Annotated in this window: 16 protein-coding genes; 9 read left to right on the top strand and 7 right to left on the bottom strand. The window is 43.8% G+C overall.

Annotation, left to right across the window (positions count from 1 at the left end):
• The first annotated feature begins 400 nt into the window (after nt 1–400).
• Both H5647_RS12510 and H5647_RS12505 read left to right on the top strand, forming a co-directional pair.
• Nucleotides 401–2107, top strand: coding sequence for a substrate-binding domain-containing protein (locus H5647_RS12510; protein ID WP_045858963.1), 1707 nt, complete (start codon nt 401–403; stop codon nt 2105–2107).
• Nucleotides 2108–2112: 5 nt separating this feature from the next.
• Nucleotides 2113–4113 carry a hypothetical protein gene (locus H5647_RS12505; protein WP_045858960.1) on the top strand — a complete coding sequence of 667 codons (2001 nt, stop codon included), beginning with the start codon at nt 2113–2115 and terminating at the stop codon, nt 4111–4113.
• A gap of 79 nt (nt 4114–4192) precedes the next feature.
• Here the strand turns inward: H5647_RS12505 and H5647_RS22170 are convergent, their stop codons facing one another.
• The 4 genes from H5647_RS22170 to H5647_RS12475 all read right to left on the bottom strand — a co-directional run bounded on the left by H5647_RS22170 (nt 4193) and on the right by H5647_RS12475 (nt 11459).
• Nucleotides 4193–6133, bottom strand: a complete 1941-nt coding sequence (locus H5647_RS22170) for a PQQ-dependent sugar dehydrogenase (RefSeq protein WP_052692046.1) — start codon at nt 6131–6133, stop codon at nt 4193–4195.
• A gap of 982 nt (nt 6134–7115) precedes the next feature.
• A complete protein-coding gene (locus tag H5647_RS12485; protein WP_045858957.1) occupies nt 7116–9113 on the bottom strand; it encodes a methyl-accepting chemotaxis protein in 1998 nt (665 codons plus the stop codon).
• A 24-nt stretch (nt 9114–9137) separates the two neighbouring features.
• Nucleotides 9138–10352 (bottom strand): ABC transporter substrate-binding protein, encoded by a 1215-nt coding sequence (locus tag H5647_RS12480; RefSeq protein WP_045858955.1) that lies wholly within the window; start codon nt 10350–10352, stop codon nt 9138–9140.
• Nucleotides 10353–11054: 702 nt separating this feature from the next.
• Complete coding sequence (locus H5647_RS12475) at nt 11055–11459, bottom strand: SMI1/KNR4 family protein (protein ID WP_121495376.1); 405 nt, start codon at nt 11457–11459, stop codon at nt 11055–11057.
• Nucleotides 11460–11655: 196 nt separating this feature from the next.
• On the opposite strand from H5647_RS12475, the gene ylqF reads away from it, so the two are divergent.
• Complete coding sequence (gene ylqF, locus H5647_RS12470; RefSeq protein ID WP_045861350.1) at nt 11656–12504, top strand: ribosome biogenesis GTPase YlqF; 849 nt, start codon at nt 11656–11658, stop codon at nt 12502–12504.
• A gap of 33 nt (nt 12505–12537) precedes the next feature.
• On the opposite strand, the gene dbpA is transcribed toward ylqF, so the two are convergent.
• Nucleotides 12538–13938: an ATP-dependent RNA helicase DbpA gene (gene dbpA / locus H5647_RS12465; protein WP_236074879.1), complete on the bottom strand. Its 1401-nt coding sequence runs from the start codon at nt 13936–13938 to the stop codon at nt 12538–12540.
• Nucleotides 13939–14113: 175 nt separating this feature from the next.
• Entirely contained in the window at nt 14114–15082 is a 969-nt protein-coding gene (locus H5647_RS12460) for an amino acid ABC transporter substrate-binding protein (protein ID WP_162926385.1), read from the bottom strand.
• 643 nt (nt 15083–15725) lie between these two features.
• Between H5647_RS12460 and H5647_RS12455 the strand changes: the two genes are divergently transcribed.
• The 6 genes from H5647_RS12455 to H5647_RS12430 are packed head-to-tail and all read left to right on the top strand — an operon-like array spanning nt 15726 to nt 21573.
• Complete coding sequence (locus tag H5647_RS12455; RefSeq protein ID WP_045858951.1) at nt 15726–16292, top strand: hypothetical protein; 567 nt, start codon at nt 15726–15728, stop codon at nt 16290–16292.
• Entirely contained in the window at nt 16289–18151 is a 1863-nt protein-coding gene (locus H5647_RS12450; RefSeq protein WP_045858950.1) for a sensor histidine kinase, read from the top strand. Before H5647_RS12455 ends, H5647_RS12450 begins: the two co-directional genes overlap by 4 nt.
• Before the next feature lies 1 nt (nt 18152).
• Nucleotides 18153–18581, top strand: coding sequence for a response regulator (locus tag H5647_RS12445; protein ID WP_045858947.1), 429 nt, complete (start codon nt 18153–18155; stop codon nt 18579–18581).
• Between the two features lie 13 nt (nt 18582–18594).
• Nucleotides 18595–19032 carry a response regulator gene (locus H5647_RS12440; protein WP_045858946.1) on the top strand — a complete coding sequence of 146 codons (438 nt, stop codon included), beginning with the start codon at nt 18595–18597 and terminating at the stop codon, nt 19030–19032.
• A gap of 1 nt (nt 19033) precedes the next feature.
• A complete protein-coding gene (locus tag H5647_RS12435; RefSeq protein WP_045858945.1) occupies nt 19034–19762 on the top strand; it encodes a sensor histidine kinase in 729 nt (242 codons plus the stop codon).
• 23 nt (nt 19763–19785) lie between these two features.
• Nucleotides 19786–21573: a GGDEF domain-containing response regulator gene (locus tag H5647_RS12430; protein ID WP_045858943.1), complete on the top strand. Its 1788-nt coding sequence runs from the start codon at nt 19786–19788 to the stop codon at nt 21571–21573.
• Between the two features lie 158 nt (nt 21574–21731).
• Here the strand turns inward: H5647_RS12430 and H5647_RS12425 are convergent, their stop codons facing one another.
• Complete coding sequence (locus H5647_RS12425) at nt 21732–21977, bottom strand: Lcl C-terminal domain-containing protein (RefSeq protein ID WP_082087048.1); 246 nt, start codon at nt 21975–21977, stop codon at nt 21732–21734.
• Nucleotides 21978–22092: the final 115 nt, after the last annotated feature.

The following is a 22092-nucleotide window of genomic DNA, read 5'->3' as shown; positions in this document are numbered from 1 at the left end:
CCTGCAGCAGCGCCGCCACAACAGTTTGATCACCAAGGGTAGATAACCCGTTAGCCGGTTGCGCAAAAATCTAGCAACCGGCTGCTACCAACCAACAAAAAGTCTTATACATTAATTGCTCCCGCACAACTCCCCCCACTAATAATTGGTTTAGCGCCTCCTCTCACGACTGGCTCCACTATTCGCGTCATCACCACAAACCCTACTGACGCAACGCCACCCATAGATACCAGTCAATCCTCCTCAACATGCCAAATGCGTGACAATGGCACCAAAATCAACCCCCCTCATGCGTTCGTATACACACACAATCAGTGTGAAAAAAGCAAAAATAAGCTATAACTTGAACATACCTTTCTTACGATCAGCATCGCCATTCGCCCTATGAGGGACACACTTCATGTCAGAAACCCATGCGCTGAAAATTGGTGTTTTCTCTCCTCAATTTCAGGGGCCGTTTCATGGAGAAATTACAAACCAAATACGTCAACTTTGCGCCCTGAAAAACCACGAATTTGTTGGCATCGCTACCGGAGGGTTCGCCCACTACAATTCTCGTATTAATATAGACAAACTTGATGGTGCTATCCTTCTCCGAAATTCAGTAAGTCCAGAGTTCGCTTCGCATCTGCTCGAAGAAAATATCCCCACGGTATCGATTGCATACGACTATTTCCCCCTTACCATTCCGCTCGTATGTTCAGATCATGCAGAAGGCAGCAAACTTGCGTACGAACACCTGAAATCTCTTGGTCATACAACAATTGCTTTTGTAGGAGACCTTTCCAACTATGACATCCGAAAACGATACGAAGCCATTGGAGACCTATTAGAGGCTGACGGGCTAGAAGCCACGGAGGAATTACTCTATACCGTTAACTCTGTAGACATAGAAAGTGGAAAAGACGCCTGTAAAGAATTTATACAGCGCTCGTGTAATTCAACCGGCATTATTTGTGGGTCAGGGTTAACCGGTATTGGGTTCCACCAGTGCGTGAAGCAACATACCGAAATACAACCCGGACACCTCGATATTGTCATTTTCGACTCTATTCCTATGACCCCTGTTATATCACCAGAGATCGCCAGCATTGACCAAAATGTATTACTAATGGCCCACCAAAGCATTAACCTTATCGAACAACTCACTGCTGGCACTGCGACACCACGTCTACATCAAATAACACCCAAACTAATTACACCCATTACCGAGAACGAAAGTTCTAAAGATGCCTACCTTGCGACATGTGTTGAATTACAATCGTTATACAACGCCAACTACATGAAAAGTTTACTTTCCAATTTTTATGAATGGACAAACGATATAATCGAATCCAATTTGGATAAGATAATGACTATATCCCCTCTTTTCTCGAACTTTATCGAACTCGTAATATTCTCACGAATAAAGTCTGCCAAAGATGGTCAACACTTTCTTATTTCTAAAAAATACACGTCAGGCGAGACACGATCATTCTCTCTTCTAGACGATAAAAACCGATGCATTGACCATGAATACCCAGAAGCATTTCTTTCGGAAGACGAACGAGACACTTTAAAAATATCATTTCATTTCCCGATAAAAATAAATAATCGATCATGGGGAATAATGACGGTATTAGGGAAAAATGATGCTTCCACCGCTACGCCAAGCAATTTCTTTTCTTTTATCAATTACATGGAAACCATTTCTTCTAGATTAGGCGATAAATTTGAAATCCAATACAAAACAAAACAAGAGAAGACAAGAAAAAATACAACAAAAACGCCACCAGACGAAAAAGAAAAATGGCAATCCTCCACCTTTGAGTTTAATAACGAGTCGGGAATTACCACCTGGAATGAAAAAGCCCTGGAAATACTTGGTTACAGATCATCTTTCGAGAAAAATATTTACATGCATATGGATATTTCCGACATGTTCGAAGAGGAGGACTCAGATCTAATACGCCGAAAATTTCTAAACCTATTTTTACATGGAAACCACCTAAACTTTACCGGCAATATAAAGCGTAAATCAGGGTCCCACTCGGTATGCGTACTGGAGTCTCAGTCAGACTTGAGCAAAAACGGCAGTATTACATTCAAAGTACACATTAAAGATTAATCAGAATGGAAGCATTAACCAACGTAACGCTATCAGACTTCATTTACGCCGAATTTATTTTGCTAATGATAAGCCTGTCTTTTAATGCTTATCTTTTAACAAAAAAAACCTCAAAGGAACAAAACCCAGAATCCCCGATACTACAAAACAAAGACTATCTACAATTTATTAGAGACCAAATAGCTGAAACAAAGAAACACTTAAAAATATCGGACAACAAAAAAAACATTCTCGACAATAAAGTTGTCGCATTACGCACGGCTTACCTAAACATCGAGAACAAAGCGCTCGACAAAAAAATAAATTCAGACAACTACTTCTCCGTATTAAACACCGGCCTAAACAGGCTCCTTAAACTATTCTTACCACAGGTATACGGGCAAGAAAACCATGTGCACGAACTGGAAAATAGAATATCCCTACTAAGTGATCGCATTCAGAAACTAAAATCAAAATCCACCAATCCCGCCGTCATCGAAAAGACCGTTAAAGACATCAAGAACATAATCCCCAGCATTGGAGATAACTATAAAAGTCAGGCCATTGTTGGCCAATACATGGAAAAAATGGAAAACGTTATAAATTCCTATGAAAACAGCCACGAGAACCCAGAAAAACCCAACACTGAAAAATGCTTAAAAAACTCTATAACCTCAATGGAACAACTCCACTCCTCCATCAATCTTCAGAACGAAGAAGCCAATAACGCCGAAATTGTTATTTCACAACTAATCAAACAAAGCGAATCTGGAACCACAGAAGAGGACATTGAAAACACATTACGATTAAAGGAAGCTCAATATGAAATACGGGAGTTTAAAAATAAAAACTTATACTTGGAAAAAATGGTTTCAAAACTTAAAGATCGCCTATCGAAACTGGAAGACAATGAAAGACACGACAAAATAAAACCGCTAATCACCTTCAAGAACATTGAGGATGACAGCAATGACAGCAATGAAATCGACGATCTTGCCAACCAGGTAAAAGATATATCTGAACGCGAAATAACACGGTTAAGGGATTTACTTAAGGATCAAGACGGCTCTATCCACACGCTCAATACAGAACTCGGTAAGCTAAGGCAAAAAAACCACAAAAGTGAAAAAATAGAAGAATTCCAAGAGCAGACTATCACAAAACTAAAATCTCACGTGAGGGAATCTGATGGCTGCATTGAAACACTAGAAAAAGAAATCGAGGAATTACACTCAAAACTAAAATCAACAAAGGACAAAAAAGAACAAGACGCCGATATTTACGCTAAAAATGACATAGACAAACTACAAAATAATTTACAAGATCTTCAAATGGAGTTGGACGACTCCCTTGATCGAGCAAAAGAACACAACCGCCTCCTAACTTATTACAACGAATCTATACAAGCTAATTCAGCAGAAGACCTTGCCGTTGTAGTATTTCAGAATATCGAAGATATGGGTTGCAAACCCAACATGTGGTTAAGTACGCCCGAGAGAGAAATCCACCTATCTGATAGCGGTGCAATGAGTACTCGCGAAAAGGTGATAATCAATAATATGGTCATCGGTGAAACCAATCTCGGAGGAGAGGGGAAAACACTTAAATTCAGGCTCAAAAATGTGAAAGGGCAACTGCTTAGCGCAACCAAAGAAAACATAAAGAGTGAGTTTCGTGACGTTATCGATTTTTTGAAATTTATAGACCAACTATCAGAAAAAATGTTTTCCAATCAGTCGAACAACAAAAACGCGAAAAAACTTAGCTCATACTCACGTTATTTAAGGCTAATTGCAAACGATGTTGATCAGGGTATTGAGACGCAGATAAAAAACTCAAAAGATTTACTGGAAACCAGTTTCGCCCAAATTGGTGAGCTAATTGACTCAGGAATTGAAAAGAAGTCACTTAAGAAAAGCTTGTCCGCCATGCAAAAAAACACATCAGAACGCCTAGAGGCAGAAGACATATTGAAATTAAAACTGAGAAAACAGTTTTTAGAAATTATTCGCTCAATGGAAAAATAGAGCAACCTCAGTATTTACCGATAGCGGGAAAATACTGGGGTTAAGTTGGCCTAAAATTATTATTAGGCCATTCAACGCCTTAATTCACGATACGATCGCCGCAAGCATCTCTTGATATACACGTCTGATTATTTTCGTTACCCCAACCAGTCGTAGTATTTTCACACAACGCTAACATCCAGCCATACCAATCACACTGTCCACCAGCCACTGAGCTAGAGCTGCTTGAACTCACACTACTCGAACTTGAGCTCACAGAAGAGCTAGAGCTACTGACAGAAGAGCTAGAACTACTGGAGGATACGCTACTCGATGACGATACAGAGCTACTTGACACGGAGCTACTAGACGAAGAGCTACTAGACGTAGTCGTGGACACTATTTTATGTAAACCACCTTGATAGTAATCAACAACATAAAGCTCGCCATCATTGGCTTCTGCAAAATGTGAAATCCACACATCGCTGTCCAGTAGCTCATTCATTTCATAATCGCCACCATTATTCTGAACAAGATTCCAAATAATACCCTTCGTGTAGTCGCCAAATACATATTGCCCATATAGGCCGTCGATAGCAGAACCACGATAAACATAGCCTCCTGTTACCGTTTCACCGACCGAACGGCCGTAAGAAACAACAGGTTCAACATAAGGCCCGCCAGTAGAACAATCATTGCTTGAGATCTCAGGGCCTTCCATGCAACGCCAACCGTAGTTTCCGCCGCTAACAATAATATCGATTTCTTCAAAACGACCTTCCCCTACATCTCCAGCCCATAACTCGCCAGTTTCGGAATCGAAACTCCAACGCCACGGGTTACGCATGCCGTAAGCAAAAACCTCAGGCGCACCACCTTCAGTGGCGAAGGGGTTATCCGAAGGAATTGAATAAGGAGAGCCGTTATCAACATCTATACGTAAAAACTTACCGAACCATTCTTGAGTGTCTTGAGAGTTGTCGAATGGATCGTTACCTGAACCGCCGTCGCCGAACCCAATATAAAGGTAGCCATCCGGACCAAACGCTATATGCCCACCATTATGGTTGTTAAATGGCTGGCCCAACGTGAGAATATCGAGTCGTGAATTAACATCCAATACGCCTGCAGAAGATTCTGTAAAACGCGTCACATAGGATATTTGTGAAAAGTCGTTAGAATCGTCTGCACCAGTATAAGAGATATAGACATAACCGTTATTTTGGTAATCAGGGTGGAACGCCATACCTAGCAAACCACCTTCATTATTACTATCGGTTTCGTCCTGCAAATCAATATAGATATTCGCTGCACCCGCGTTAGTATTGCTCGCATCTAACCAATAAAGTGAGCCGGCTTTTTCTAGTACATACCAACGACTATTGTCGCCAGGCGCCTGAAACAAACCCGTCGGATCGGAAAATAACAAATTAGGGTATATTCGCTCTAAATCAATCGAAACTTCAGCATCGCTAGACGAAGAAGAGCTACTAGAAGATACACTACTGCTAGACGAGCTTGAGCTGCTAACAGAAGATGAACTACTTACAGAAGAGCTTGAGCTACTTACAGAAGACGAACTCGAAACGCTAGATGAAGAAGAACTGCTAGAAGATGACACGCTAGACGAAGAACTCACACTTGAAGAGCTGCTGCTTGCTCCACACACACTACCTGTAATCACAGGTATCTCAGCCGTTGAGCCGTTAGTTTGAGTACCTTGAAACCCAAACTCTACCGATTGCCCGACAGCGATATTACTATTCCAACTCAACGGACTAGCACTATAGGGGTTAGAACCACTTAAAGTTGCATTCCATAAGCTAGTAACAGCAGAGCCATTACCATACTCCCAAGAAACATCCCAACCATTCACCGCGGCAGAACCATCATTTGAAATACGAATGGCGCCTGTAAAACCACCCTCCCACTGATTGCTAATCAAATATTCGCACGTCGCCGCATGAGCTTGCGACGTACTCCCAAATACTGCACCTAACAACACCCAAAACAATAAATATCTTGAAGTAGCTTGTTTCATGAATTTTTTCTCATAGTTATAAAGACGAATCCGACACAACTGACACAACTGACACAACTGACGGAATTGAACCTGGTTTTTACGTTTTATTCTTAATTAACCCACTGATTACTTACCCGCTAAGCGGTTTATCACGCACCCACGTAAAACCATTGTGTTTAAGTAATTTAAAGCAAAACTGCGCGGGAAATTATGCAAACGAGCATATTATATCTATGCGTAACGTATTTATTATTGTTACCCCAAAAAATGAAGTATTTCTTGTTGGATACACAAAGAGAAGGCGAACCCTAAGGTTCTCTCAAATATTTCAGCATTGAATCAAACGGAAGACACTCATTATTAATTGAATTTTACGTGTCACAACACCAAGAATTATAGAAGTCATTTCGCTTAAAGGAATACAAATCTTCTACGCAGTATTAGGCCAACGAAAGGATTACAAGTAAACCTTTAACACGCCAAATTACTGAAAGAATTGGCTTTTACCTGTATATCATCCAATCCTTATTCCAAATTCAACCGGACGAATGACAATAACTATATCCGAACTGAATAACTTAACCCTATTTTCCTTAGGGTATAGCGCATACAATATCTCTTTAAGGAAGCATCTGCTCGCGGATTCCAACGGCTAACACTGTTGAGCTGCGACTATACGAGTACTACATACAGGTACTACAAATAGACCCACCTACATTCGTCATCAATGAACAACTTTAACCTACCGCCTTATAAGGATAGCCGCCCCACCCAAAACCAGACTTGTGAGGCAAACAGCAATACCCTTACTCATTGCATGCCCTTAGCTAGTCGTCACAGTAAAATATTCACGACGTGATGATAATAAACGGTACTTTTATTGGAACGAAAAAACAAACCGAAGACTGTAGTTCAGGAACATGAACGACTGAACCTTTAGCGCTTCGAATTTTGTGCTCTCAGCCGTTAAACAAGGGGAATACACTTTCCTACGCACCGTCTACAATAAGAACTTATCGGTTAAGTTGTTTTGGTGATTGGCCATTTCCTGGAGATTTTCACTTGAGACCTGCATTTTTACCGCTTGCCGCTGGATACCTTCGGCCATAGTTGAAATTTCTATTACTGTTTCTGCAAGGTCGCTGGTGACACGGCTTTGCTGTTCGGAAGCCGTGGCAATCGATGAAGTCATCGTATTTATTTTATTCAAACCCGACAAGATATCACTAAGAGAGTCAGAGGTTAAATCCGATTGCTCTACGCAGGCTTTAGCGGTAGATCTATTTTTTTCCATAATCGCATTGGCCTCCGCCGACTTATTCTGGAGACTATCAATTATCCCAATAATTTCTGACGTTGAGGATTGTGTTTTATTCGCAAGCGCGCGCACCTCGTCGGCAACCACGGAAAAACCTCGCCCTTGCTCACCAGCACGCGCCGCTTCAATAGCGGCGTTTAACGCGAGCAAATTAGTTTGTTCAGCAATACCAATAATAACGGATACAATAGAGCCAATATTGTCTGATTCTTCGCGCAACAGATCAACAACATGCGCCGCTTTATTCAGTTCAGTTTCAAGCGAGTTGATAAGCTTTTTATTACCGCCAACAATGTTTTGCCCGTTCTGGGCCGTAAGCACAAGGTCCCCCACGACCTCATAAGTTTTACTCGCGTCACTGGCAACATCTTTCGCGGAATATTCCATTTCTGTAGCGGCCGACGCCAGAGTGCTCATTTGCTCTCTCTGGCTATCCACTTCTTTACGAGATTCAGCGCTTTGTTCGAAGGTTTGGTCTGCCAATTGCGACAAGTCTTTACTCTGATTTTTTATTTCTCGAATTATCGTCGATAAGTTTCGTGTTAAAGCGTCAAGTGACTTTGCGATAGTGTCAAACTCACCGTTCGCTTGATGCGTACTAATATCCGATAAGTCATTTTCAGCCAATCGCTCTAAACGTTTCACCAACTCGAGTAACGGCTTACGCACACCATTTACCACCATTAACGCTACAAAAATACCGATTGCAATGGCCAGTACTAAAGAGCCAATCATAATGCGTTGGGTTTTATTCAAAATACTACGGGTATCATTAGAGGACTCGTCCGCGAGTTTACTCAACGCAGTATTGAGGCTATTTAGCTTTTCAATGGTAACGTCTAATTCCTCACTTAATTGTGCCAATAATAACGCGTTATTCTCCGCTATATTCAAGCGTATACCCTGTTGTTTCATTACACCATCATCACTAATAATGTGGCGATTAAGAAGCGCGACGTATCGTTCTAACCCTTTCGCCATAATGGGAAAACGCTCGACCATTAAGGTATGCTTAGCTTTTACATTCTTCCAGTAATAAATAAGCTGCTTGGCAGCTTGATCCATTTTGTCTTTTTCCCGCAGCGATGGAATACGGGTCAATAGCCCAGCCGCTTCGTTTGCATCCTGCTCGAGAGATTCCAATAACCATCTAGCAGGCAGCTCGCCATCAGGCAGCACGAATCGTGTATCCTTTAAGTCTGCAGTGAAGTACTGCCATGTTTTCTCAAAGTCATCTAACGCTCGGTATTCTAATTCGGTTGTAACCGTATATTGGCTATGCCCGTTTAAATGTTGCTGCCCGGTTTTAAACGCTTTATTCGAACTGTATATAGCTGATTCAATCGCTTCTATAAATTCCGGTTGATCTTTGGCTATGCGTCGAATCTCATCAGCCTCTATACTGTACCGTTCTATCGCAGCTTCATATGCCGCCCTTAAGGGTTTTAACGCCGATTCTTGAGTTTGGGCCGCATGCATACTGACCGCTTGGGCCGCACGCTGTGCTTGCAGTGTTAGTAAAGAGCTCTTTTGAAGCATAGGGAAAATAGTATTTGTGGTAGTTGCATACTGCGCCTGAACGCGCGACTGACCATAAATACCAAAACTGGTGACAAGAAACTGCAGGCATATGACGGTGGAGAAACCAAGAACCACCTTTGATACTAAACTCACATTCATATGGGTAAAAACCTAGAAATAAACTTATTGAAAGTTTGCGAGCGCTTGACTCCACCGCTTGTTCCAGTAGGCCATGCTGCCATCGAAGTCTGGACTGAGTAATATATTCCTCACGTAACTCCCTCCCATAAAGTCCATTCCGGCCTTATTCGCTAGACGTAGAAAGCCAGGATTATAGGATGCAGTCTGAATAACCTTGGGCTTATAACCCATGTATTCAGAGAGCTGCGCCAACCCTGGTTGACGAGATTTTACGGTGGGAATAAAACCTGAAACATCGGCAAAATCTGACTGTTCTAAAAAAAACTTAAGCCAAGCCTTCGCCGTTTGTGGGTTTTTACTGAACCGACTAATGGCTATACCCCAATCAAAATTCAATATCCCTTTTGCTTGTTCAGTGTTGTCCACAGGGAAGGGTACGAACCCTATGTCTCGAGATGCAATTCCAGCCTCAATAAGTTGAGGGATTGCCCAACTACCCAAGAAAAATAAACCTCCTTCATTCGCAGCAAAAGCCACTTTCGAAGACTGCCACTGATCGTGAATGAAATCCGGTTCACTGTAACCGGATTTGAATAGCTTATTGACAATACCAAGCGATGTCTCATACGGCTGGCCTGCGGAAAACGGGGCAGCCTGAGTGAGCATGGATTCATAATAGTTGCCGTTTTCTGATAGCTGCATCACCGCTTTATCCCATTGTTGTAGCGGCCATCCTGCACCAACATTCAAAAAAATAGGCGTTTTACCGTTCGCCTTTATTTTTTCACAAAGCGTATATAACTGGTCGACGGTTAATGGGGGTTCCGTCTCCCCAGCCAAACCCAATACACGCTTATTGTAGATTAGCCCTTCTGCGCTCACCCCCTGTGTATAGGCATATTCTTGTTCTTTGTAGGCCCAACTGTTAGCAAAATACACTTTGCTCGACAAGCCTGTATCATTGAGCGGTAGAAAAAATTTGGGGTATGCCTCTTTTGGCATATCGGTGGGAACCAATATCACGTCACCATAGCTACGCTTTTCAAAACGCTCAGCCATTTCTTCGCCATACCGCTCGACCAATGTTACTCGTACACTTGTACCGGGGTAAATTGCCTCGAACTCGCGAACCCAGCGCTTAAAGTTGCCATTTCGCACCAAATCGCCTCGGTTGGTGTACACACTAATGGTCCCAGCAATTTGGCCCATCGCAGGTGTCGCCAAAAGCGCCACCACTAATACAGCGAATTTCCACATAACATTACCTACTCTGACCCCCTTAACCCTTCCTGTTTACCAACACTACAACACCATAATAGTGTAGACACTTATTGAAGGTATGCATTGTTTAAGCGACAAAATATTGACCTGTAAGCTATACCACCCCATCACTTTACATGCCTTATAAGCACGACAACAAAAGTATGGAATAACATGAACAATTGAGGATAGTGAATGGTTTTTTGCGATGTTCGATCTACCTATAATCGGCAGCATAGTAATGTTCTTCACGCACTTCAGTGCTCTTAATTCTAAATTAAGCGAAACTAACTAAATAGCCGTTGAAAACTTAATAAATTTAAAGAGTATGACGGAAGAGCACGCATTAAAAATATTCACCAAAAATGATACGAAAAATTTAGATAGTTGGTTGCGATACATACCGGCAAATACAAAATAATAAGTTTCTGGTTTCTAACAGAAATTGACTCAATTATTCGATTTACACTCATACGTTACCGTGCTGGCATACACGAGAGTGAAACACATCAATTCGCAACCAGCATTATTGAGTAGAACAAGGAAACCACAACAAAAAAGAGTGACGAGAACCTAGTGCGCTCGCAGGCTTATTAAACAATAAGTGGGGTAAAGAAACGAATAGAGCGCGGTAAAACAAACCGTTGATAAGGGGCAAAACACCCCTCCAACACTTAGATAGCCATCCAGTATACTAGCCTAACTCTGCAGCCATACGTCTCGCACCCACTGCCAAACATCATCGGAAATCGCTAATAAATCGTCGTTACCTTCCCAAAGAAATACTTCGCCCTCCTCGGCAACGCAATACACACTTTCGCCATCAACGCACAACGGCAATAGTTCGCGTGGCATTCCCTTATCCCACGCCTCGGCAGCCATTTCGGGTAAATAGGTATGGCTATTCGGGTCTGCTAGCGTCGCAGGTTCCAAGTGACCGTAAATAACGTTGCTGGAATGCAACAAATAATCCCGCATTTCGACAGGAACTGATATCAACATCGCTTCCTGCGCTTCAACCAATTGATCCATAGTTGGGAGTTCAAGGGGGAATGCTGTTTCTTGAGCATGCTCAGCAAGCATTTCAGCTATTTCGTTTATCACTTCATTTCCTATTATTTGACCACCCCACTATGGGTGATCACGATCTGTTTCACTATCATGCGCGCGGCGACTAACCGCCAACGCCAGAATGCGTGTATTATATCGTCCCCCAATGGCTCACGGAAACGTAAACTTTCTATTTGAGTTCTCCGGTAAATATCAACTGGCCGTAAAAAGCCTAACTGCTAGGTATTGTATGTTAATCAACTGGTATCCGGGCCACATGAACAAGGCCCGCAAGAAAATTAAAGAAGTTATGCCAGCTGTAGATGTCGTTATCGAGGTGCTCGATGCTCGGCTTCCTTATTCAAGTAGCAACCCCATGATTGAATCCCTACGGGGGAGCAAGCCATACCTAAAAGTACTCAGTAAATCCGACCTAGCAGACCCCGCCATCACCAAACAGTGGCAGGCCTACTTTCGCGAACAACGCGATACCGACGCTTTAGCAATTACCACCGAAAACCGGTCAACGGCTAAAACCATTCCAGCACGAATTCAAAAAATGCTACCTAACCGTGGCCAATCGTTTATCAAACCAATCCGCGCGTTAATCATGGGTATTCCCAATGTTGGGAAATCCACGCTTATTAACACCTTAGTGGGGAAAAAAATAGCGTCGGTAGGTAATGAGCCCGCCGTTACCAAAGCGCAGCAAAAAATCCACATTTCAGATACGTTTTATTTGATTGACTCCCCAGGGATGACCTGGCCCGGTGCAACGAACCACATGATCAATTATAGGCTTGCTGCTAGCGGCGCAATTCGCGATACCGCATTGGAGTATGATGACGTTGGCCTGTTTGCGGTAGATTACCTCTTACAGCGTTATCCCGAACTTATAACAAAACGCTACCAGCTAAAAGCATTACCCCAATCCGCTCACGAAGTACTCGAATTACTCGGCAAAAAACAAGGCTATATGCAAAACGGGCGCCCAGACTTAAAACGTACCGGAGAAATGCTCATTCGCGAACTGCGGGCCGGTAAGCTCGGCCGCCTTAGTTTTGAAGAACCGCTACTGAGTTATCGCTTTCGCGACTAAAGCCAAACGCACAATCGGTATAGCACCTTCGTGTTATACCCCTATCACCCGCACTCGATACGCCCGCCCTTTCAATTTACCGTTACTTAATTTTTTTAACCCAGCACGAGACGCCTCACGCATTACCGCCACATAAGCGCAAAGATCGAATATATGAATTTTACCGACCTGCGTGCCGTCAATACCGCCTTCTCCTGTTAAAGCTCCAACAATATCACCAGGCCTTACCTTTTGTTTTTTCCCACCATCAATTTGAATAGTGACCATTGGTGGTTTTTGTGGCACAAAACTTTCGTCTGGCAGGGGCAAGGGCTCAGCTTCAATAGGTTGCCCCAAAAGACCTTCCAACCGCTCAATTTTATAGCGTTCTTTTTCACTGATTAAGCTCACCGCTTTACCGCTCTCTCCCGCCCGACCCGTTCGACCTATTCGATGCACGTGCACCTCTGGGTCTCGCGACAAATGATAATTAATAACCATATCCAACTTTTCAATATCTAAACCGCGCGCAGCAACGTCTGTGGCCACTAACACTGACACGCTCCTGTTCGCAAAACACACGAGTGTTCGATCTCGGTCTTTTTGCTGCATGTCGCCATGAAGCCCTAAAGCCGTAAAACCTTGGTCTTTTAAATAAACAGCCACTTCATCGGTTTCACGCTTGGTATTGCAAAATATCACAGTCGACTCTGCATTAAAGTGCTGCAACACTTGGCACACCGCCTGTAAGCGCTGGGCGTTATCATCAACACGATAAAAATGCTGTTGAATACTTAATGTAGAATGGGTTGCCGCAACCTCTACCATTAATGGGTCGCGCTGTACGCGTGCCGCTAATGACTTTATGCCACTGGGAAACGTTGCACTAAACAGTAACGTCTGCCGTCCGGCAGGCACATGCTCAATAATCGCGTCCAGCGACGCTTGGAACCCCATATCTAGCATACGATCCGCTTCATCCAGCACCAAAGTGTCCACATGCTGCAACAGTAATTTACCTTTGCGAACATGCTCCTCAACGCGCCCAGGCGTACCCACCACAATATGCGCTCCGTGCTCGAGGGACCCCACCTGAGGGCCAAAAGGCATACCACCACAAAGTGTAAGAATTTTGATGTTATGAACAGCCCGAGCAAGTTTTCGCAACTCCCGAGCCACTTGATCCGCTAGCTCTCGAGTGGGGCAAAGCACCAATGTTTGTACGCGAAACCGCTCAACTTTCAGCTTATTCAATATCCCCAAACCAAAGGCGGCCGTTTTACCCGACCCCGTTTTCGCCTTGCCGATAACATCCGCCCCCTCAATAATAGGAGGTAAAGCAGCGGCCTGAATATCGGTCATTTGTTGATAACCTAAATCCTCCAGGTTGCGCAGTAAGGCCGAATCGAGCGAAAGTTCGCCAAATGAAGATTTTGACAGCGTGGGCTTAGACAAAAGAGAACTCCGAAAAAGAGGGACAAAGAAGAGGCGTAATTCTACCGCACTACACTCTTCGATGTTGAGTTTTAAAACGTGCATTAGCATGAATAAACGGGTTCTTATACCGCTCTGACATACCGGAAAAGAATCCTCTTTACAGCTCTAGGGCTGGGCCGCTCTTGCGTTAGGGTCATTCATCAACAGCGCGATCGCTCAGTATCGAATCGAGTGATAACCAATACCGCTTCTGCTCTAACGGCGTTAGAGGTGGTAGATAGGGATTATCCAAGTGAAAAATAGTCCGTTTATGTAACTGACTGCGCGCTATTCGCTCACCAAAATACGTCATAAATAGCGCGTCGAATGAGCCATCATCCACGGCAGCTTGTAACCCCCCTTTTATAATACCGTGTAATACCGTATTTCCCTTTTGCACAAAAAAATAGTAAGCCGCGGGGTAAACCAGCGCAATGCTCTGCTCAACCGTCAACGTTGGGTTTGAATAGGCTTCCAGTTCTCCCCAGATTTCCGTAACACCCCTAGGGAAAAAATCGCCTCTTGAATAGGCCAACATTCGAGACATCGTAAAAAAATCTGTCGCTGTCACCACTTCGAACCCGTTCTTTAACAGGATGTCCGTATCCGGCCACCCTAGCCCCTGTAACCCGACCAATTGTTTTAACTCATCAATACTGTCGATTGCGGCATAGCGTTCCATATCAGCCTCTCGAATCAGTAAAACACGCCAGCCGATTAGCCCCTTGAACAACGGAATACGTATAGGCAAAAGAACATCTTCAAGCTCTTTCGTCGTATTCAGCCAATGCACATCAAATTTTCCATGATAGAGAAAACGCACGCCCCTAGGTTCTGAATGACGTAAAAGTTCTACCGGGTTCAACTTAAAAGGCACACCAGAATGTTCTAACGCTAAGGTTAGAACCGCCATAAAATACTTTTCTCGAGTAGACAAATATTGATTAAGATTAGCCACATGGTTAACGATCAACGGATTATCCGCAGTATAGCGAACCGCGACAGACGCTTCCAAAGTGGGCACAGCAGACACCGGAGAGACCACAAAAAAGCTCGCCAAACAAAAGATGAGGGCAACACTTAACCGGCAACGTCTCAACCACGCATCGACGGAAGCATACAAAGCCACACTCCTACATTTGATCAATAAAAAACGTCCTTTATAGTTCAACTGGTTACATCGCCAGGCGCAATAAGCCATTATTTTAGGTAAACACCACATCAGATGTTAGGCCCGCAGCCCTCTCAAACACTTAAGTCAGTATAGCTGAGCAATTATTTAACTGGCCCCAGACATTATTCAATATGATAGCCCCCTAACCCGATATTTACGGTACCCCTTCAACAACTTACCAAAGCATTTTTCAGGCCCTTCACATGAAGCAACCTGCTAGCGCAGCACTCAGCAATAGCCCTATTAAAAATGGGCCTACGGTCGAGTATTAGGCTTCACCCTTACACACAAAGCTCAAAAAGGTCAGCGCATATTTACGCTGACGACACCAGCCTTCACTACCCCTTTCATTTCAGCCCCCCGCCTAATACATTCAAAACATTGCGCGAAACCCCGGTATTTTTCGCCAACGAATAACCCCAGGTTACACAAACACTTTTACCCATGAAAAACTTAAGGACAATGCCCAAACAGAATAATTTGTTTACCCTGCACTTATAGCCTAGATTTAAACTGTATGTGTAAACCGCCCACCGAATACCGTCGTAGCCTAAAACTCTAAACGACTGCTCCAACAATAAAGGACTACGCGATGCAATGGCTTGAACTGTTATCCAACCCAAACTTTATGCCGCACGGCCACTGTTACCTATGGCGGCCTGATATCCTTTGGACACACGTCATCTCAGACGCCGCAATAGCCCTTTCTTATTATGCAATACCGGTTGTACTCGGCATTCTTTTATTTAAACGTAAAGACAGTATTCCTTATGCCAACATACTAGGTCTGTTTATTGCTTTTATTTTACTGTGTGGCACCACACACCTAGTCAACATTTATGTCACTTGGTACCCAGCCTATGAATACCAAGGATGGTTAAAGATGCTCACAGCCGCTGTCTCTGTCGTAACCGCCATTGTTTTGGCCCCAAAATTACCAGAGTTAATCGTCATCCCCGGTATAAAGCAAGCGTATGAGAAAAGCCAAGCGGCGCTGGCCGAGGCAGAAGAAAAACATTGTCGCTCTCAAGCTTTGCACCAACAGTCGCTCGATCGAGAGTCACGTATTTTAGAACTTAAGCGTGAAGTAAACGGCCTACTAAGAGCACAAGGTAATACACAAAAGTACCTGGCCAATGTAGATGACACCCACGGATGAAATTACTCTACATTATTATCGCCATAATGCTAAGCATGGTACTGCTGATTTTTAACCAACAGCAAGTGGCTAGGACTGCGGAAAGAAATACGCTGCTGATTCATTTGCAGTTTACCCTCAACGAACGTGGTAGAGAACGTTATCTAAGCGCAATTGAACTTACCCCAATTTTTACTGAATATAATAATTATGGGTCATCAAACATCCTTAGACTGAATAAATTTCAGCAACACCTTCGGGAATCCGCTAAAGATAATTTCTACTACAACTCAATGTCACTCGACGATTGGGGGAAGTGGCCAGCATTAATAGAGGAAAATCGTGCGCTCGAGGTGTTTAAATCTGAATTTTTGGCAAGGGATTTTTCCATCACACCGAAAGACGAATTACCCGCAAGCATTAAAGCATGGCACGAACAATTTGTTGCGCGTATAGATTCCCTTCAAACGCTCAACGTCGAGTTAGGGCAACGCCTCGGCAATCAAGTCACCACTGCTCTTGAGCGTTCACTTATTATTAGTACTGTGCTAATAGCCGCTATTTTCCTGCTTGGCCTTAGTGCCTTTACTATCCACAACCGAAAGTTCCTTCGGCAGGTTAAGGACGGTAGGGCAAAACTACTGAGGCGAAATAAGTATATTGAACACGCCCATATTTTATTACAAAGTCAAACAGAGGATCTCGTCGCCGATCGCACAGCACTAAAAGAAGCTAAGCAGCGCTACCAAAGTATTAATCACCTTTTACCCGTCGGGTTTATGCTGGTTAACAATCACGGAAAAATATGTGATATCAATAGCCAGGCGTGCACACTATTTGGTTATAACGAATCAGAACTATTATCGATGAAGGTTGAAGATCTGGTGCCCATGACGAGCCGAGCCAAACACGACAAATTGCGACAGAGTTTTGCTCACGATCAGGAGCCCCGCATTATGGCCGCCAGCAGCACTCTATTGGCAGGCCAGCACAAAGATGGCTCGTTAATACCACTAGAAATTGGACTCGCGCCTATTACGCTAGATAAAGAACCCTTTATTTCCATCTCGTTACTGAATGTAAGTGAACGCCGCCAGACAATGAAGCAATTAGAAAATAAAAACCGACAGATGGACCTTACGTTGGAAAAGCTTCGGCATTCCAACGAGCAACTAGAACGTTTCGCGTTTATTTGCTCGCATGATTTACAAGAACCTATACGAATGGTCTTAAGCTTTAGTCAATTACTCGAAAAGCACGCCGCAACAAAACTAGACGAAAAAAGCCTCGGCTATTTACAATATATTACGGATGGCGCCGCGCGCGCGAGAGAAATGGTGAGCGATATCCTCACTTTCTGCCGCCTAGATCAAAACACCGATGCATACTCTGACGTGGAATTAACAACGATTTGCGCACAAACCTACTCTACATTATCAGCAATGCTAAACGAAAAAAATGCCGAGTTTTCCTGGAGCCCATCTCTACCCTGTATTCGCGCCGTACCTTCACAATTGTTCCAGCTAGTTATGAATTTGGTGGGCAATGGCATCAAATTTAATCACTCCGAAAAACCAAAAGTAAAAATAACGGTAGAAGATAAAAATGGTAGATGGGAAATAGCTGTAACAGACAACGGTATTGGAATCGACCCCAAATACCAACCCAAATTATTCCAAATATTTACGCGCCTAAACAGTAAAAATGAATTTCCCGGCAACGGCATTGGCCTCGCGATATGCAAAAAAATAGTAGAACAGCACGGAGCGTTAATACACATTGAATCAGAGCTGGGCCAAGGTACTCGCTTCATCATCGTATGGCCAAAATTAGAGGAATTCAAAGAACCTCCCTCCGCATCACACCCATTGGAGATCTAACATGGCATTAAAACCAGCCAAAATACTACTCATTGAGGACAACCCAGGTGACATTGAGCTTGTGCGAACCGGATTTGAGGATGCTCATATCGCTAATCAATTAGACGTTATTGAGGACGGCCAAATAGCACTAGACTACATTGAAGAGGGACGTAATTTACCTGACATTATACTCTTGGATATAAATCTTCCAAAAATAGACGGGTTTGAAATTCTAGCGGCCATTCGCAATAATCCAGCCAGCCATCGCATCCCCGTTATTATGTTGACATCATCCGATGCGGGCGAGGATGTAGCAAGAAGCTATCAACACAGCGCCAATAGCTACGTCACCAAACCTATAGATTTCGATAAATTTTTATTGGCTGTCAAGTCAATTGAAGAATTCTGGTTAAGTGTCGTAAAACTACCACTCAACACTCATCGCTAGGGATAACGGTATCATGGGTTCAATCAATATATTGCTTATAGAAGACAACCCTGGCGATGTAGAACTAACGCGCGAAGGGTTAATTAATTTCGGAAAACTCAATAACCAGCTGGATGTGGTAACTGATGGGGAAGAAGCTCTAAACTACCTATACAAACGTGGTGTCTACTTTAACATTAACAGCCCAGATATAATTCTATTGGATTTAAACCTCCCAAAAATTGACGGGCGCGAGGTACTCAAGGCCATAAAGCAAGACGATACGCTGGGTAAAATCCCCGTTGTTGTACTCTCTAGTTCAGAAGCCGCCACCGACATTCAGCACGCCTACAACCTACACGCCAATTGTTTTATCACCAAACCGGTACAGCTCGACGATTTTATCAAAGTGATACAAATGATAGAACATTTCTGGATTGAAATTGTACGCCTACCAATGAAGGGTGACTAACATGTCGGTTATCATAAACATTGAAAAAGACCAACCCCTCGAACACCCGCAACAGAATCTTCAACAGCTAATCTACGGCTTATCTCACGACATGGGAGCACCCTTGCGTGCAGTCGTACAGTTTTCACTTCTTCTATCACGTAATCTTGACGCCAAACTAAATGATAAGGAACGCTACTGGCTCCAGTTAATTCAGGAAAATGGCGAACAGGCACAAAGTATGATTGCCGCGTTACTACAGTACTCTCGACTAGAAACCCATAGAGAAACGTTAAAGCCTTTTACTATAGACGAAGCACTGCAATTGGCCCTACGCAAACTGCAACCCCAACTGCTGGAAACCAACGCAACCATAGACTATGTGCCAAGCGCCTGTGAGATAAACGGCGATGCAGAACAATGGCAATTATATTTTTACTGTGTACTGGAGAATGCTTTAAAGTTTCATTCACCCACAACAGACATACCGCCGCAGATTCGCATACGTATCGACAACACCCCAAACACCATAACCATTTGTGTGGAAGACAATGGTATAGGCGTTAACGAGAAGCATTGGATTGAGCTAAGCCGCCCGTTTAAACGGCTAAACAGGCAAGAAGAATACCCCGGTATTGGTATGGGGCTCGGCTATTGTGAACGCATTACACAACTGCACGGTGGTCACCTAGAATTTAGCTCATCCCCTTTAGGTGGTCTCTGTATAACCTGCACATTGGCGCAAGCATGAACAATCACAGAAGGGATCATCGTATGAAAACAGCACTTGCGGCTACTGCGACAGATTTCGAACGATCACACGAGAGCACCTACCAGCACGTTTTTCTGATGGTGGAAGATAACCCCGCAGACGAAGCACTGGTAAAAGAAATGCTTAGCCAAGCCTTTGATGGAAAATGTCATATTGTGTGCGTCGATCGCTTTGAGAAAATCACCGAAACGCTGGCCAATGGCTCTTTTGAAGTTTTAATACTCGACATGGATTTGCCGGATCGATCAGGAGTGGTGAATATTTCCGAGCTAGGCCTCCGGTTTCCAGACCTACCGATTGTAGTTCTTACTGGCCAAGATAATTTTGACGTAGCGGTAGAGGCCTTACATAACGGCGCTCAAGACTACCTTTCCAAAAATGATATTACGCCAGACATGCTCTCCCGCAGTCTCTATTACGCAAGAGAGCGCAAACTAATAGAACAACAGTTACGCCATGCACTGGAAGATTCCGCCTACCGAAATATGCAGTTAGAGGCACAAAGTAAACACGACCCTTTAACCGGCCTCCCTAATCGCACCTATCTTCACGAAGCAGGTAACCGTGTTATTTTTCGCGCTAAACGCCATAAAATGAGCGTGGCCCTATTGTTTTTCGATCTCAATGGTTTTAAAAAGGTCAACGACAGCTACGGCCACCTAGTAGGAGATGAACTATTAAAACAACTCGCAAACCGATTGGAACAAGAGGTGCGCGACTCAGACTTACTCGCACGGCTGGGCGGCGATGAATTTGTCGTGCTAACGGATCTTCTCCACTACGATAATGAGGTCTATCCACTATTGACACGGCTGGAACAGGCCTTTGCCTCCCCTTTTGTCATCGAAGGCAGTCAACTTATGATGCGCACAAGCATAGGCGTAGCGTTTTACCCTGAGTCAGACAGCCTAGATCTTCTTCTTAAAAATGCCGACTTTGCAATGTACGAAGCTAAGAATGCCACATCAAGTAATGTTTGTTTTTTTACCGAAAGCATGGCAGAACAGTTTTCCCGCGTACACCGCATTGAGCAGTGCTTAGGAAAAGCCACGAGCAACGCAGAGTTCGACGTAGTCTTTCAGCCTCTGCTATTTACAAACAATAATTCTCTTTCGGTAGAAGCGCTAGTACGCTGGCATTCACCGGAGTTAGGTAGCGTGCCTCCTGACGACTTCATCAACCTCGCCGAACGCTCACCAGTAATTAACGATATAACACGGTTGGTCGTTCAAAAATCGGCGACGCTCCTACATCATTTGAACACGCTCAAGAAATCAATCGGAACTATCTCTATCAATGTGTGCGCCTCACAACTGGAGCACCCACATTTTTGCGATCTATTTCTACACTGGCTACATGAATTTCGACTACCCGCAACCAAAGTGTGCCTCGAACTCACAGAACGCCAAATCATTAACAAAGCAGACGATTGTAAAGACCAGTTTGATCGGCTACGCCGTGAGGGGATCACCATTGCGCTAGATGATTACGGTACAGGCTTTTCATCCCTAACTCACCTGCTAAGCCTTGATATTGACCTATTGAAACTCGATCAATTTTTAATTCAACAAATAGACACGCAACCTCGCCATCAAGCGCTTGTATCGGGCATTGTAGAAATGGCGAAACACATGAATATAAAGGTAATTGCTGAAGGTATTGAACGAGAAGAGGACCTTAACGTTCTAACGCGAATCGGCGTAGATGGAATGCAGGGCTTTCTCATTGCCAAACCGCTTCCCTTAGAGGATATGGTTGCGTTTACTCAACCTCACACATTAAACGTTTAATCGCGCTCTTTATAAAACTGCATGCCAATCTACGCACGGAAAAATTCTATCCGTGCCTAGCACCTCTACCCTTACTAAGGCGCTTATGATAAAACACACTGAAGAGTAAGGCACGAGCCCAAATTAATACACTCGCTAGAGATTAGAAGACAAAACAACTACTGTCGGTACACGGCCCAACCAGACTGTCCCGTCCAGTAGTTACCGATAGAGGCCGCAAGAAAGCGATCACTGTTAATCGATGGGGAGGAGCAAGGCACTTCTATAATCGACAGTATTTTTTTAATATTAGGGACACGCCAATCACTGTATCCGGCAAAGCCACCGGTGCCATTTAAGGTATTCGGTACCTGCAAGGGCCTGTGCCCAGCCCTAATCACTTGCTGCCCCGCTGCAACTACCACCTTCGTAAGCCTGCCCTTCCAAGCACGGGCTCCCTATCAAACCCGTGACCGCACCCAAAACAGTACCATCACCGTTATTTTGTTGGGAAATTGAGCCATCCATGGCTCTAATAAA

Source organism: Teredinibacter purpureus, assembly GCF_014217335.1.
In the GTDB taxonomy this organism is placed as follows: domain Bacteria; phylum Pseudomonadota; class Gammaproteobacteria; order Pseudomonadales; family Cellvibrionaceae; genus Teredinibacter; species Teredinibacter purpureus.
The sequence above is the reverse complement of the archived record's forward strand: the minus strand, read 5'-3'. Positions and strand labels throughout refer to the sequence as shown.